Source organism: Shewanella vaxholmensis, assembly GCF_031932135.1.
Lineage (GTDB): Bacteria > Pseudomonadota > Gammaproteobacteria > Enterobacterales > Shewanellaceae > Shewanella > Shewanella hafniensis.
The window spans coordinates 84,281-99,218 of the sequence record NZ_JAUOEV010000010.1 but is presented as its reverse complement, the minus strand read 5'-3'; the positions used below and the strand labels follow the sequence as shown (position 1 = coordinate 99,218).

Annotated in this window: 14 protein-coding genes and 1 other RNA gene; 9 read left to right on the top strand and 6 right to left on the bottom strand. The window is 48.7% G+C overall.

All coding sequences use genetic code 11. The annotated features are described in order from the left end of the window. Window positions 1-72: 72 nt before the first annotated feature. The gene (locus tag Q4Q46_RS10805) at window positions 73-975 is read right to left on the bottom strand and encodes a LysR family transcriptional regulator (RefSeq protein WP_311905933.1); all 903 of its coding nucleotides are present in this window, start codon (window positions 973-975) and stop codon (window positions 73-75) included. A gap of 106 nt (window positions 976-1,081) precedes the next feature. Between Q4Q46_RS10805 and Q4Q46_RS10800 the strand changes: the two genes are divergently transcribed. After that, a complete protein-coding gene (locus Q4Q46_RS10800) occupies window positions 1,082-1,714 on the top strand; it encodes an NAD(P)-dependent oxidoreductase (protein ID WP_311905932.1) in 633 nt (210 codons plus the stop codon). 140 nt (window positions 1,715-1,854) lie between these two features. Here Q4Q46_RS10800 and argR read toward each other — a convergent pair whose 3' ends face one another. Further along, a complete protein-coding gene (gene argR / locus Q4Q46_RS10795) occupies window positions 1,855-2,325 on the bottom strand; it encodes a transcriptional regulator ArgR (RefSeq protein ID WP_006080175.1) in 471 nt (156 codons plus the stop codon). Between the two features lie 294 nt (window positions 2,326-2,619). Here argR and mdh point away from each other — a divergent pair, with 294 nt between their 5' ends. Beyond that, window positions 2,620-3,555: a malate dehydrogenase gene (gene mdh, locus Q4Q46_RS10790; protein WP_011845758.1), complete on the top strand. Its 936-nt coding sequence runs from the start codon at window positions 2,620-2,622 to the stop codon at window positions 3,553-3,555. 96 nt (window positions 3,556-3,651) lie between these two features. Here mdh and Q4Q46_RS10785 read toward each other — a convergent pair whose 3' ends face one another. Next, window positions 3,652-4,050 (bottom strand): thiol-disulfide oxidoreductase DCC family protein, encoded by a 399-nt coding sequence (locus tag Q4Q46_RS10785; RefSeq protein ID WP_311905931.1) that lies wholly within the window; start codon window positions 4,048-4,050, stop codon window positions 3,652-3,654. 265 nt (window positions 4,051-4,315) lie between these two features. Between Q4Q46_RS10785 and folM the strand changes: the two genes are divergently transcribed. Further along, complete coding sequence (folM, locus tag Q4Q46_RS10780) at window positions 4,316-5,032, top strand: dihydromonapterin reductase (protein ID WP_311905930.1); 717 nt, start codon at window positions 4,316-4,318, stop codon at window positions 5,030-5,032. A 150-nt stretch (window positions 5,033-5,182) separates the two neighbouring features. Here folM and Q4Q46_RS10775 read toward each other — a convergent pair whose 3' ends face one another. The 3 genes from Q4Q46_RS10775 to Q4Q46_RS10765 form a co-directional block, all read right to left on the bottom strand. Next, window positions 5,183-5,890 carry a 5-formyltetrahydrofolate cyclo-ligase gene (locus Q4Q46_RS10775; protein WP_311905929.1) on the bottom strand — a complete coding sequence of 236 codons (708 nt, stop codon included), beginning with the start codon at window positions 5,888-5,890 and terminating at the stop codon, window positions 5,183-5,185. Between the two features lie 8 nt (window positions 5,891-5,898). Beyond that, window positions 5,899-6,079: non-coding RNA, 6S RNA (ssrS, locus tag Q4Q46_RS10770), on the bottom strand. A gap of 117 nt (window positions 6,080-6,196) precedes the next feature. After that, window positions 6,197-6,499, bottom strand: coding sequence for a cell division protein ZapA (locus tag Q4Q46_RS10765; protein ID WP_006080182.1), 303 nt, complete (start codon window positions 6,497-6,499; stop codon window positions 6,197-6,199). 235 nt (window positions 6,500-6,734) lie between these two features. Here Q4Q46_RS10765 and Q4Q46_RS10760 point away from each other — a divergent pair, with 235 nt between their 5' ends. The 6 genes from Q4Q46_RS10760 to gcvP all read left to right on the top strand — a co-directional run bounded on the left by Q4Q46_RS10760 (window position 6,735) and on the right by gcvP (window position 14,770). Continuing rightward, window positions 6,735-7,310 (top strand): UPF0149 family protein, encoded by a 576-nt coding sequence (locus Q4Q46_RS10760; RefSeq protein WP_012090203.1) that lies wholly within the window; start codon window positions 6,735-6,737, stop codon window positions 7,308-7,310. 205 nt (window positions 7,311-7,515) lie between these two features. Continuing rightward, on the top strand, window positions 7,516-8,742 hold the full coding sequence (gene ubiH, locus Q4Q46_RS10755; RefSeq protein ID WP_311890177.1) for a 2-octaprenyl-6-methoxyphenyl hydroxylase: 1,227 nt from the start codon (window positions 7,516-7,518) through the stop codon (window positions 8,740-8,742). Window positions 8,743-8,786: 44 nt separating this feature from the next. Further along, window positions 8,787-9,995, top strand: coding sequence for an FAD-dependent monooxygenase (locus tag Q4Q46_RS10750; RefSeq protein ID WP_311890178.1), 1,209 nt, complete (start codon window positions 8,787-8,789; stop codon window positions 9,993-9,995). A gap of 254 nt (window positions 9,996-10,249) precedes the next feature. Next, window positions 10,250-11,344: a glycine cleavage system aminomethyltransferase GcvT gene (gene gcvT / locus Q4Q46_RS10745; RefSeq protein ID WP_311890179.1), complete on the top strand. Its 1,095-nt coding sequence runs from the start codon at window positions 10,250-10,252 to the stop codon at window positions 11,342-11,344. Between the two features lie 25 nt (window positions 11,345-11,369). Then, on the top strand, window positions 11,370-11,759 hold the full coding sequence (gene gcvH, locus Q4Q46_RS10740) for a glycine cleavage system protein GcvH (RefSeq protein WP_006080188.1): 390 nt from the start codon (window positions 11,370-11,372) through the stop codon (window positions 11,757-11,759). 122 nt (window positions 11,760-11,881) lie between these two features. Further along, window positions 11,882-14,770 carry an aminomethyl-transferring glycine dehydrogenase gene (gene gcvP, locus Q4Q46_RS10735; protein ID WP_311890180.1) on the top strand — a complete coding sequence of 963 codons (2,889 nt, stop codon included), beginning with the start codon at window positions 11,882-11,884 and terminating at the stop codon, window positions 14,768-14,770. The last annotated feature ends 168 nt before the right edge of the window (window positions 14,771-14,938 follow it).

Here is a 14,938-nt window from a genome sequence, read left to right as displayed (position 1 = left end):
GCGTTCGATATCTGCCCAGATTCAGCATCAATTAACACGCACTTACGCTAACGCCTAAGTGCGTTTTTTATGCTAATGCGCAGGGAGCCATTTTTTGATATCGAGTTGCCATTGCTGGGCAGTGAAATCGATAAAGGCGCGCACCAGATTTTGCTGATAACTGCGGGACAAGTACACAGCCCACAGGGTTTGGCCTGGCGTCGTAAAGTTGGGTAACACTTCTTTGAGCTGGCCACTGGCAAGGTATTGATTGGCTAAGTCACAGGGCAAACGCACTATGCCATGTCCCCGCAGCGCCGCACTCACCAATACGCCCATATCGTTGGCTTTAAGATTACCTGTGACTTTTACATGCTCGGCTTGCAGCTCTTTCAGGAAAGGCCAATTTTGTTGCGCCGAGTGTATCAGGCAGTTGTGAGCCAGTAGATCGATGGGCTCGACAAGTGGTGTGTTGCTATCAAGGTAGCTCGGCGCAGCACAGATCACGGCATCTATGGTCATTAAACGGCGGGCAATCAAATTATCATCGGGCTGCTCGGTATAGCGCAATGCCACATCGACTCGCTCATCCACCAATTGGGCAAAACTGTCTGACATCACCAGCTGAATGCTGACCTTAGGGTGAATTTTAATAAAGCGGTCGACGACATCAAACAGGCTGTGCTGTCCAAGGCCAATCGGTGTGGCGATGCGAATACTGCCCACCAGTTCACTGTTATGGCTGTGGGCGCGGCTTTCCATGGCGGCGACTTCACTTAAGATCCGCTGGCAAAATTGCAGCGCTTCTTCGCCTTGCAAAGTCAGGCTGACGCTGCGGGTGGTACGGTGTAGTAAGCGTAAACTCAACCACTGCTCCACTTCTTGAATATGGCGGGATACCTGCAGGCGGCTGAGGTCTAAATGCTCGGCAGCTTTGGTAAAGCTGCCACAGTTTGCCACTTCGACGAAACTGCGTATTGCGGCAATTTTATCCATATTAGTACCTCAAACTGAAACAATAATGCTCATTTATTGATGTTTATCACGTGAATCACTGCAAGTAAACTGGCTTCAATGTAAATCATCAGAGAGAGTTAACGAAATGAAAATCGCAATTTTAGGTGCAACAGGTTGGATTGGTGGTGCAATTTTAAAAGAAGCATTGAGCCGTGGGCACCAAGTAACAGCGTTAGTGCGTGATCCGAGTAAGTTATCCGCTACTGACGTGGTTGTGCATGCTGTGGATTTAGAGCAGCCATTAGTTGCGCAAACCTTTGCTGGCGTAGATGTTGTCATTGCCGCTGTTGGTGGCCGCGCACAACAAAATCATGGCCTAGTGGCGAGTACGGTTCAGTATTTACTGGATGTGCTGCCTAACGCTAAGGTGCCACGTTTATTGTGGGTTGGTGGTGCAGGGAGTTTAGAAGTGGCACCGGGTGTGACTCTGGTTTCTAGCCCAGATTTCCCCGCAGCATATAAAGATGAAGCGTTAGCTCAGGGTGAAGCTTTGCAGGTATTCCGTGCGGCGCAAACTGCAATTAATTGGACCTTTGTGAGCCCAGCCGCTGAGATTTATCCTGGTGAGAGTGAAGGCCCATATCGCCTTGGTGGCGACAGCTTCTTTACCGATGCCAATGGTCGCAGCCGCATTTCTGTTACAGATTACGCTAAAGCCATGTTAGATGAAGCCGAACAGGGCACTCACGTAAATCAGCGCATCAGTGTGGCTTACTGACCTTAGCGTATAAACATCGGTGCGCGCGAGATTGGCTTAAATGTGTAACGTAATCGGGACAATGGCCAAATAATCAGCGCAAGATTGGACAGAAATGCGTACAGATGAAATAGAACAGGTCAGCAAGCTGACCTGTTTTTTTATTCTGCGTAATTGAATAAAGATTTGATGGTTTCTAAGGTATCGGCGATATCTTGGATGCTCGATGGACAAATAAAGATAGTGTCATCACCAGCAATTGTGCCCAAAATGCCTTCTGGTTTACCGATAGAATCCAATAAACGGGCAATCAGCTGCGCAGCTCCTGGGCTAGTTCGCACGACAATCATTGCTTGGTTATGATCGACGTCGAGTACCAAATTCTTCAGTGGGCTACCCGCGGTGGGTACGCCTAATTCGGCTGGTAAGCAATACACCATCTCTTGCTTAGCGTTGCGAGTCCGCACTGCGCCGAACTTGCTGAGCATGCGTGATACTTTTGATTGGTTAATATTACCAAAGCCTTCAGCTTGCAAGGCGGTGACGATTTCACTTTGAGAGCCAAAGCGCTCTTCTTTTAAAATCGACTTAAAAATTCTAACAAGGTCATCCTGATTCTTGGTCGTTTGCATAATATTATTATTCGTTATTCAAAAAAACAGGCCCATTTTGAATATTTTTAGAAAAATTGTCAACAAATAACCAGATTGGTTGAATAAAAATTCACTAACTCCCTGTGGTTAAGCGTTTGCTGGGGGCTTAAAAATACCAATTTGAGTAATTGTTCTACATTGCTTCTAACTTATTCCGGAATTCTTTTGTCCCACGACTAAGGGATAATTGAAATTGTTGTGACATTCCAGTAATGTGACGCCAACGTAAATTAGATCCATGTCACACATATCCGAGAAATAACGGAGATAACTATGAAAGTTGCTGTACTTGGTGCTGCTGGTGGTATCGGCCAGGCTCTTGCCCTACTGTTAAAAACTCAACTGCCTGCGGGTTCACATTTGTCTCTATATGATATCGCACCGGTGACTCCGGGTGTTGCGGTTGACTTGAGCCACATCCCTACTGCTGTTGAAATCAAAGGTTTTGCTGGTGAAGATCCAACGCCTGCCCTAGTGGGTGCTGACGTTGTTCTAATTTCTGCTGGTGTTGCGCGTAAGCCTGGTATGGATCGTTCAGATCTGTTCAATATCAATGCCGGTATCGTTCGCAACCTGATCGAAAAAGTAGCTGCAACTTGCCCTACGGCTTTGGTTGGCATTATCACTAACCCAGTCAACACTACTGTCGCTATCGCTGCAGAAGTGATGAAGAAAGCGGGTGTTTACGATAAGAACCGTCTGTTCGGTATCACGACTCTAGACGTGATCCGTTCTGAAACCTTCATCGCCGAATTAAAAGGCCTGAACGTTGCTGACGTTAAAGTCAATGTGATCGGCGGCCACAGCGGCGTGACCATTCTGCCATTACTGTCTCAAGTTGAAGGCGTGACTTTCACTGACGAAGAAGTGGCAAGTCTGACTACTCGCATCCAAAACGCGGGTACAGAAGTGGTTGAAGCTAAAGCCGGTGGCGGTAGCGCGACTCTGTCTATGGGTCAAGCGGCTTGCCGTTTCGGTCTGTCTTTGGTTCGTGGTCTGCAAGGCGAAGCTAACATCGTTGAATGCGCCTATGTTGACGGCGGTAGCGAGCACGCAGAGTTCTTCGCACAACCTGTGCTGTTAGGCAAAAACGGTATTGAAAAAGTACTGCCTTACGGTGAAGTGAGTGCATTCGAAGCTAACGCTCGTGATTCTATGTTAGATACGCTGAAAGGCGATATCAAACTAGGCGTTGATTTCGTTAAATAATCTTTCGGATAATCTTTTTAGATTATGACGAATTAAAAAACGGAGCCATTGAGCTCCGTTTTTTTATGCCTGCGTTTTACACTTTCTCAAGCTCATTCAGCGGCGCTTGGTGGGAATTTGGCAGTTATCGTCGCAGCGGGCTTTGCCTGTCAGTAAATAGGAGATACGGTATCTGTGTTTTGCAAAGCGCAGGTAAGTCCAATCGGCGACAGTTTTAATCACGGGCAGGCGTAATAGTTGGATCCAAGCACGTGTGCCTGTCAGTGCCCACGCTTTACAGGTGACATCTAACCCGAGTAACACTTCGCCCTTTGCGGTTTCACCGTGAAGAATAGTATTGGCGTAGTCTCTATCAATATGGCTGAAACGTTCACTAAAGTCGGGTGCATTTAGATCCTCAAGCGCAATAAAGTTGTTGGGATCGCGTGCTTTCAGTTGACGCATTTCGGCGCTACATAATGGACAGTTACCATCATAAAAAATCCGCAGTTCCATCGGGTCCACCTCTGATGACTTGATCACAATACTTGCTCTAAGCTCTTGGCTTGTGCACTTAAGCTTGGTTTCTTATAACCTATACGCAGATTAAAGGGTTTTAGATCGCAGCTGATTTAAATCTAATGTGTGTCTCATTTGGCTTTTTATTAGGTTAAATTCAAACGAGTACAGTAACATCTTGGTTATTCATAGGGTTAACTTGATTGTTGATTTTTAAGCAAACAAGTTAAAACCTGAGCAATGACGAATCAAAAGGATAGGTATGACATCTCCCATCATAATCACTGGCGTGGGTAAACGCATAGGTTACGCCTTAGCCAAACATTTTCTCGCCCAAGGTCAGCAGGTGATTGGTATTTATCGCAGCCATTACACCAGTATCGATGAGCTTAACGCCTTAGGTGCGACTCTGTATCCCTGCGATTTTTATGACGATGCCCAAGTGCAAGCTTTAATTGATGCGTTAACTCAACTGCCTCAAGTTCGCGCCATTATTCACAATGCCTCGGACTGGCTGCCGGATCACTGTCAGCGTGCACCGAGCCAAGTGTTGCAGCGGATGATGCAAGTGCATGTGAGCGTGCCCTATCAGTTGAACTTGGCCTTAGAGGCGCAGCTACGTGCCGCTGCTGGCGATGAAATCGGCGGCAGTGATGTGATTCATATTACCGATTACGTGGCAGAGAAGGGCAGTCAGAAGCACATAGCCTATGCAGCCAGTAAAGCCGCGCTGCACAATATGACGCTATCTTTTGCCGCCAAATTCGCCCCCGAGGTGAAAGTCAATTCGATTGCACCGGCGATGATCCTCTTTAATGCGGGTGATGACGCTGCCTATCAGCAAAAAACCTTAGCCAAAGCGCTGTTGCCGAAAGAGGCGGGAAATGCGGAGATTATTGAACTAGTGGACTACCTGCTGAATAGCCGCTACGTCACTGGTCGTTGCCATAATGTTGATGGTGGCCGGCATTTGAGGTAAAGAAAAATCTAGAACGGCCTGCGGCCTCTAGAGCGCCATTGCATAGCTCTAGAATCTAGATTCAAGAAGAAGTCGTTATGGAGCGACGCTCTGCTTTTTCTAGCAGCGAAGCGCTCTAGCTTCTAGCTTCTAGTTTCTTGCTCCTTCTTTTCAAAACGTCAGTACGCGACTTGGGGTGATGATAAAGGGCAAAGGCACATCCCAATGCTCGCAGGGTAAACTGGTCAATTGTTGACAGTCGTGGGCGTAACCCATAGGCAAAGGTTTACCCTTAAGTTGCCAGTTCGCCAGCGTTCTATCGTAATAGCCGCCGCCCATGCCCATACGATTTCCCATTAAATCAAACGCCACTAAGGGCGTGATAACCACATCGAGATCTGTTACTGGGATAATGGCGCGCACATCTAACTTAGGTTCTAAGATGCCGAATTGATTCGCCTGCATAGGTGTGTCAGCGCTGTAATGCAGGAATAACAATTGCCCTGCATTGAAGGGATGCAACCTTGGCAGATAGGTGTGAATCCCCAATTGCCACAGTGCTTCGATCAGCGGCGGCGTGGCAAGTTCGCCATCGTGGGTGAGATACAGGGCTACATGTTGCGCATTTTGGGCCTGCAATACATCGAGCATTCGTTGGCTGGCGCTTAAGCTTGCTTGGGTTTGCTCTGTTTCTGAAAGGGATTTGCGGGCGGTACGAATGCTTTTTCGTAACTGATTGCGGTTTTCTTGCGTATGAATGGCGATATTTGCCGCATGGCTGGCGACATCAGTCATTTCACCAACAGCAGCAACCTCTACGGCAAGGTGCGCCGTGTCGCTTTGGGTGTTCAAATGAGAAAGTTTGGAGGATATAGACATAAATTAAGATGCTCCCCAGAATGCCGCTACCGGTGTAGCCCTTGAACCGTAGGTTCAAGGCGGGTAAATGATTACCTCCTAAGGCTTCTCGGTACAAGCCGAGCATGCACAATGTCAGTAAAGCATTCACCCTGAGATAAAAATTATCGGCACAGGGACATTACCAGTTGGCATGCATCCCAGGGAGCAAAACGGTATTGAATCGCTAAAACATTGGTTTATGTTGATAAGCCAGTTTAGCCATTCACTGTGCGTCAGTCGGTTTAACTCAAATGGTGTTAAATCACCAAGGCGCACAGTTTAAATCTATTTAGTTGAACGCTCAACTAAGGCATTTTCGAGGGTCGACTGCAGCAAGCTGATCCTGTCGTCCATCTGTTGCATGTAATGCTTATTTTTTTGCTTTTCTTGGAACAACTCGTGTCCAATATTCAGCGCCGCCATAATGGCAATTTCTTCGCGGCTTAGGCTATTGGTTCGGGTTTTTAACGCTGTGAGTTGTTGTTCAACTCCCAATGCTACCGTACGTAAGGCATCCTCTTGACCTTTCGGGCAAGCGATAGAGTAGGTGCGCCCAAGTAGGGTAATTTCAACAGCACTGTTACTCATGTCGCGGGTGATCCTTTCGTTAGCCTCTTAGGGCGGACTATATAGGGCTGATATTAAAAGTGCAAGGTAAGCCGCAATTGGATTGGTCTTTGACGGCTTTGTTTGCTGTTTGTGTGAGCAGTTGGATAATTTTTTATCAGGGTGTGGCCGATTTCGCCATTATTGGGATTCAGTATTGGTTCAAGTCTTTATCTCTGCTAGCATTGCTGCTGGAAAAATCTTATTGGGATCTGATATGGCAACCCCTCCTTCGTTACGTATCGACAGCTTAAAACTCGCCTTAGATGCGGCTGAAATCGGCCAACATCCGGTAGAAGTTCACGGTGCTTTAGTCGGTTTAATCTGCGGTGGTGTAGAACAAACTGGCGACACTTGGATCAAGCCTCTATTCGACCTGATGAACGATGGTCAACCTTTACCTGCGCAGTTGCACCAATTAGTGTGTGATTTGTTTAATGATTCTGTCGCGCGTTTAGTGGATTTTGAATTTGGTTTCATGCCGCTATTGCCTGAAGAAGAAGAGCCGCTCAGCCAACGTGTTGAAGCCTTGTCCCTTTGGACCCAAAGCTTTTTGACTGGCATGGCGATTATTCAGCCGAAACTGAATCAAGCCTCGGCAGAAGTGCGTGAAGTGATCAAAGACTTGGCGGAAATTGCTCAAGTGGAATTTGATGTCGCCGACGATGAAGAATCTGAAGCTGCTTACACTGAACTACTCGAGTTTGTGCGCATCGCCGCCATTATGTGTTACTCGGAGTTTGGTCCTGAGATCCCGCTTGGCGAGACTGACGATACAGCGGTGGTGCATTAATTTACCGCGATTGTTTAGCGCTTAAGTTTAGCGCTTAGGTTTAATGCTTAATAAGTTAACGCAGTAGTGGCTTCATTTGATATCAAAGGCGGGCAAACCTGCCTTTGAATCTATAGCACTGGTGTTTTTGAGTGCATAGCACTGATGTTTACATCTTTTATGTTTACATGCCTCAGTGCCATGCCAAAGCTTGAATGAGATCCCCATGACGGCCACAAATCACATGGATACTTCAGTTCAACACGTCGACATCGCGATTGTAGGCGGTGCGATGGCGGGGGCGACTCTCGCGTTGGCTCTCGCGCGTCTTTCTTTATCCGCAGCTAGGCCGCTTTCTATCGCCTTAATCGAGGCGCACCTTCCCGATAAACAACATCCCGGATTCGATGCTCGCTCCATCGCTATCGCTCATGGTTCTATTTTCGAATTATCCCGTCTAGGTCTCTGGCCAAAGCTCGCCCATTTGGGCACTGCGATTGAAAATATCCATGTGTCGGATCGCGGCCACTTTGGCATGACAGAACTCAATGCGGCGCAGTTTCATTTAGATGCCCTAGGCCAAGTGGTTGAGCTTGAACGAGTTGGCCAAGTGCTGTTTAACGAGTTGAACAAGAGCGAGGTAAAACTCTATTGCCCCGCCAAGCTTGCCCAAGTGGAACCCGCCATAGAAGGCCACACCTTAGTGCTCGACACGGGCGATCGCCTTCAAGCAAAACTCGTGGTCGCCGCCGATGGACTGCAATCCAAAGTGCGCAGCAGTTTTGCTTTGCCCGTGACCCAAGTGGCCTTCGAGCAAACCGCGATTATTGCCAATATTCAAACCGACAAGCCGCATCAACATTGGGCCTATGAGCGTTTTACCCAAACGGGTCCCTTAGCGTTATTGCCTATGGGCGATAGCCAAGGTCAACCTCGCTTATCACTGGTGTGGGCGCTCGATGATGCACGGGCTAAACAGATGCAAACCGCGCCTAAAGCGGAATTTTTAGCGGCGCTGCAACAGGCCTTTGGTTATCGAGCAGGCACGTTTATCGATGTCAGCGCGCGCCATGCGTATCCGCTTAATTTGTCCTATATGCCAAGGCCAATCCATCACAGATGTGTATTTATCGGCAATGCCGCGCAGACACTGCATCCTATTGCGGGGCAAGGCTTTAATTTAGGCCTGCGGGATGTAGTGAGCTTACTTGAGGTGCTCAAAACGGCGCTAGATCAGGGTGATGATATTGGCTCCGCCGCCGTGACCCATGCTTATCTCAATGCCCGTGAGCACGACAGAAACAGCACTATCCGCAATATCGAATTTTTAGTCCGTGGCTTTTCAAACCAATACTGGCCGATGGCGCTGGGTCGTAACTTAGGCTTGCGCTTATTATCTTGGTTTCCGCCACTTAAAACCCCCGTTGCTCAAAAGGCGATGGGCTGGAAATAACTCGCTTTTCATTACTGGTATCGCAACGCGAAAAGGATGTACCCATGTTAAGTTCACAAGCCTATGACATCGCCATTGTGGGTGGCGGCATGGTGGGACTCGCCACCGCGATTGGATTGGCGCAGGCCAATCTTAATATCGTCGTTATCGATGCGGGCCACACGGATGCCGTTGTCGGCGAGCCGCGTTTACGGGTGAGCGCCATCAATAAGGCGAGTCAGCGCTTGTTAGAAAACTTAGGTGCATGGACTTATTTAGACACTTCCCGCGCCACGCCTTATCAAAAAATGGCGGTGTGGGATAAAGACGGTTTCGGCAAAATTGCCTTTGACGCCAACAGCATCAGCGAAACCAGTCTCGGCGCGATTATCGAAAACGATGCCATTAGCTTTGCGCTGGCCAAACGCGTCGCTGAGTTTGACAATATCACTCATATTGAAAACCAACGCTTAGAACGCATTGCCTTTGGCGAGCGCGAAGCTTGGCTGACCCTCGCCAATGGCGACAACGTGAGTGCTGCCTTGGTAATCGCTGCCGATGGCGCTAATTCTTGGGTGCGTGAGCAATGTAAGATCCCGCTGACCTTTTGGGATTACGGCCACCACGCAATCGTCGCGACGATCCGCACCGAAATGCCGCACCTTGCCACCGCCCGCCAAGTGTTTTTAAAGGACGGCCCGTTAGCATTTTTACCTTTGTATGAAGACAATCTCTGCTCCATCGTTTGGTCGGTGCCGCCTGAGCGCGCCAATGAATTATTGGCAATGGATAAAGTGCAATTTGAGCGCAACTTAACCGCGGCGTTCGATGGTCGTTTAGGGATTTGCCAGCTGGAAAGCGAGCGCCAAGCCTTCCCATTACGGATGCGCTACGCCCGCCATTTTGCCCGCCACCGTTTAGTGTTGGCAGGCGACGCCGCCCACACTATCCATCCACTGGCGGGCCAAGGGGTTAACCTCGGCTTTTTAGATGCGGCCAGCATCATCGAAGTCATCAGTGAATTACAGCAAGCGGGTAAGGATATCGGTGATTATGCCGAGCTGCGCGCCCTAGAGCGTTGGCGTAAAGCCGATGCAATGGAGATGATTGCGGCGATGGAAGGCTTTAAACGCTTATTCGAAGGGACGAATCCGCTGAAAAAAGCGATCCGCGATCTGGGCTTAAATCTGGTTGATAATGTCGCTGGGCTGAAAACAGTGTTCATACAACAGGCCATGGGCAATAAGTCGGCGCTGCCTAAGTTATGTCGTTAGCCTCGGTTGCGCTAATGTGATCAGAATTGCCGCTAATATCAGCATATTGACTGCAAGCTGCGCAAATCTGGTCTTCGCATGTAAAAAAATTACATGTTAAAGATGAGAAAATCTAATGACACTGACTTCGGATTAGAAAAATCTCCTGTATACAAATTTGTGACGCAAGGTATAATTTCGCCGCATTTTAGACCCTAGTATCTACACCCTACACTAGGCAGAGACCTGAAAAAGGCCGCAAAAAAGGGATAACAATGGCTAACAAAACTATTCTGTTTAACAAGCACTTAGAATCAAACGCTAAGATGGTCGACTTCCACGGTTGGGACATGCCTCTCAACTATGGTTCACAAATCGAAGAACACAATGCCGTGCGTCAAGACGCGGGTATGTTCGACGTTTCCCACATGACTGTGGTTGATGTGATAGGTAACGACGCTTGTGCATTTCTGCGTAAGTTGCTGGCAAACGATGTGGCTAAGCTTAAAGTTCCAGGTAAAGCCTTATACGGCGGCATGTTAGACGAAAATGCTGGCGTCATCGACGACCTCATCACTTACTACCTCACTGACACTAACTACCGCGTGGTAGTGAACTCAGCGACCCGCGAAAAAGATCTCGCTTGGATCGCCAAGCAATCCCAAGGTTTTGACGTCACTGTGACTGAGCGTCCAGAACTGGCGATGATCGCCGTTCAAGGTCCTAACGCTAAAGCGAAAGCCGCTGCCGTGCTCAGTGTCGAGCAAAACGCCGCCATCGAAGGCATGAAACCTTTCTTCGGCAAGCAAGCCGGTTCTCTGTTTATTGCGACAACGGGTTACACAGGCGAAGCGGGCTACGAAATTATCGTCCCAGAAGATGAAGCCCAAGCCATGTGGCAAGCATTGTTAGAGCAAGGGGTTAAACCTTGTGGTCTCGGTGCCCGTGACACTCTGCGTCTCGAAGCCGGTATGAATCTCTACGGCTTAGACATGGACGAAACCATCAACCCATTGGCCGCCAACATGGGCTGGACCATAGCATGGGAACCGAGCGATCGTGACTTCATCGGCCGTAAAGCCCTAGAAGCCCTGCGCGATGCCGGAACCAGCAAACTTGTTGGTCTAGTGATGGAAGAAAAGGGCGTGTTACGCCATGATATGCCAGTATTTTTCACTGACGCAGTCGGTGTAGAGCAACAAGGCGTGATTACCAGCGGTACTTTCTCGCCAACATTGGGCTATTCTATTGCGATGGCACGTGTTCCTAGCTCGATTGGGGATACTGCGGAAGTCGAAATGCGTAAAAAACGTGTGGCTGTTAGAGTAGTGGCGCCAAACTTTGTGCGCAACGGTAAACAAGCATTTTAAAAAAACGGAACAAGGAACAAGAACAATGAGCAATATTCCGACAGAACTGAAATACGCCTCTTCACACGAATGGATCCGCAAGGAAGAAGACGGCAGCTACACAGTAGGTATCACTGAGCACGCCCAAGAGCTGTTAGGTGACATGGTTTTCGTTGAACTTCCAGAAGTTGGCGACACTGTAACAGCTGGTGAAGACTGTGCTGTAGCTGAATCAGTAAAAGCGGCGTCTGACATTTATGCCCCAATTTCTGGCGAAGTGATTGCCGTGAACGAAGCGCTGGAAGATTCTCCAGAACTCGTTAACAGCAGCGCTTACGGCGAAGGCTGGTTCTTCCGCGTAATGCCTTCTGACGAATCAGAAGTCGACGCCCTGCTGGATGCCGAAGGCTACCAAGCTGTAATCGACGAAGATTAATCGTCGACGCTAACGAAGCCCTGAGGGGCTTCGTTTGTTTTAGCGCAAGATTGACATAACAACAGCCCGTTAATCAGTACCCTACAGTTCTGAATTTCGGCAAATCTGGAACAAGGTTTATCATGACCAAGCAAACCCTTACTCAGTTAGAACAGCACGATTTATTCTTACGTCGTCATATCGGCCCAGATAGTAACCAACAGCAAGCGATGCTGAATTTTGTTGGTGCTGAGTCACTGGAAGATCTGACCGCGCAAATCGTGCCTGAGTCGATCCGTTTAAGCCAAGACCTGAGCATTGGTGATTCCTGCGGCGAAGCCGAAGGCATTGCCTACATTCGTGGTTTAGCGGACCAAAACCAAGTATTTAAGAGCTACATAGGTATGGGTTACTACGGCACTCAAGTGCCAAACGTGATCCTGCGTAACGTATTTGAAAACCCAGGTTGGTACACGGCTTACACGCCATATCAGCCAGAAATCGCCCAAGGCCGTTTAGAAGCCATTCTAAACTTCCAACAAGTGTCGATGGACTTAACGGGTTTAGATTTGGCTTCTGCTTCTTTACTAGATGAAGCAACCGCTGCTGCCGAAGCGATGGCGCTGGCAAAGCGTGTTTCTAAAGCGAAAAAAGCCAATATCTTCTTCGTTGCCGATGATGTGTTCCCGCAAACCTTAGACGTAGTAAAAACTCGCGCTGAGTGTTTTGGTTTTGAAGTGGTGGTTGGCCCTGCAAGCGAAGCCGTTAACTACGAGCTGTTTGGTGCTTTGTTCCAATATACTAACCGTTTCGGTCAAATCACTGACTTCACCGAATTATTCGCAACTCTGCGTGCGAAGAATGTGATTGTGACTGTCGCCGCCGACATTATGTCTTTGGTATTACTGAAATCACCGGGCTCTATGGGCGCCGATGTGGTATTTGGTAGTGCACAGCGTTTTGGCGTGCCAATGGGCTTTGGTGGTCCACACGCGGCTTTCTTCGTTGCCCGTGACGAACACAAACGTTCTATGCCTGGCCGTATCATTGGCGTGTCAAAAGACGCCCGTGGTAACCGCGCACTGCGTATGGCGATGCAAACTCGCGAACAACATATCCGCCGCGAAAAAGCCAACTCAAACATTTGTACTGCACAAATTTTATTAGCGAACATGGCGTCTTTCTACGCCGTATTCCACGGCCCAGATGGCCTGAAAACCATCGCGTCACGCATTAACCGTTTTGCCGATATTTTAGCGGCAGGTTTACAAGCGAAGGGCGTGAGCTTAGTCAACAGCACTTGGTTTGATACCATCAGCATCAAAGGCTTAGATGTTGCTGCCGTTAATGCACGCGCACTGGCTGCTGAAATGAACCTACGTTTCGATACCGACGGCACTGTGGGCGTGAGTTTAGATGAAACCACATTGCGCACAGATATCGACGCCTTGTTTGATGTGATCTTAGGTGCTGGCCATGGTTTAGATGTTGCCGCGTTAGACGCGCAAATCGTGAGCCAAGGTAGCCAATCGATTCCTGCTGCACTCGTGCGCCAAGATGCGATTTTAAGCCACCCGACGTTCAATCGCTATCAAAGCGAAACCGAGATGATGCGTTATATCAAACGTCTCGAAAGCAAAGACTTAGCACTTAACTACTCGATGATTTCACTGGGCTCATGCACCATGAAGTTAAACGCAGCGGTTGAAATGCTCCCTGTGAGCTGGCCAGAATTTGCCAACATGCACCCATTCAGCCCACTGGACCAAGCTAAAGGCTACACCCAGTTGATTGAAGAGTTGTCGACTTGGTTAGTGAACATCACAGGCTACGACGCCGTGTGTATCCAACCTAACTCAGGCGCTCAAGGTGAATACGCAGGCTTGTTAGCCATCAAGAAATACCATGAGTCACGTGGCGATGCGCACAGAAACATCTGTTTGATCCCGCAATCTGCCCACGGTACTAACCCTGCATCGGCGCAATTAGCCGGTATGCAAGTGGTGGTGACGGCGTGTGACAAGCAAGGTAACGTCGATTTAGAAGATCTAAAGACCAAAGCCGCCGAAGTGGCTGAAAACCTGTCTTGCATCATGATCACTTACCCATCGACCCACGGTGTGTATGAAGAATCTATCCGCGAAATCTGCGACATAGTGCATCAGCACGGCGGTCAAGTGTACTTAGACGGCGCCAACATGAACGCGCAGGTTGGCTTAACGTCTCCTGGCTTTATTGGTGCCGACGTATCACACCTTAACTTGCATAAAACCTTCGCTATTCCACACGGCGGCGGTGGCCCAGGTATGGGCCCAATCGGCGTGAAATCGCACTTAGCTCCATTTGTTGCTGGTCACGTTGTGGTTAAACCGGGCCGTGAAAGTGATCACAACGGTGCAGTATCTGCTGCACCTTACGGTAGCGCTGGTATTCTGCCCATCAGCTGGATGTACATTAAGCTGTTAGGTTCTCAAGGCCTGAAAAAGTCGACCCAAACTGCACTGTTAAACGCTAACTACGTGATGAAGAAGCTGTCTGAACACTACCCAGTATTGTTCCGTGGCCGTAACGATCGCGTGGCGCACGAATGTATTATCGACCTACGCCCACTGAAAGAAGCCTCTGGCGTGACCGAAATGGATATCGCTAAGCGTTTGAATGACTACGGTTTCCACGCACCAACCATGAGCTTCCCTGTTGCGGGAACCCTGATGATTGAGCCGACGGAATCTGAGTCTAAGGTGGAACTCGATCGTTTCATCGACGCTATGGTGTCAATCCGCGCTGAAATCGCCAAAGTGGAATCAGGTGAATGGCCAGTGGACAACAACCCGCTGCACAACGCACCGCACACTATGGCTGATATCATGGACCCAGAGTTTGATACGCGTCCATACAGCCGCGAAGTGGCCGTGTTCCCAAGTGCAGCAGTACGTACTAACAAGTTCTGGCCAACTGTGAATCGTATTGATGACGTTTACGGCGACCGTAACCTAATGTGTTCGTGTGCACCATTATCAGACTACGAGTAATTGCTGGTTTGGGCTTGCGACAGCAAGCCCTTGCTAAGAGTTAGCTTCGGCTACGACGCAATTATGAACGTTAAAAAGCGACCTTTCGGTCGCTTTTTTATTACCTAAAATCTTGTTGCGAATTGTCATAAGGTGCTAATTAACTTTTAAGTTGCTGATAGCACTGTG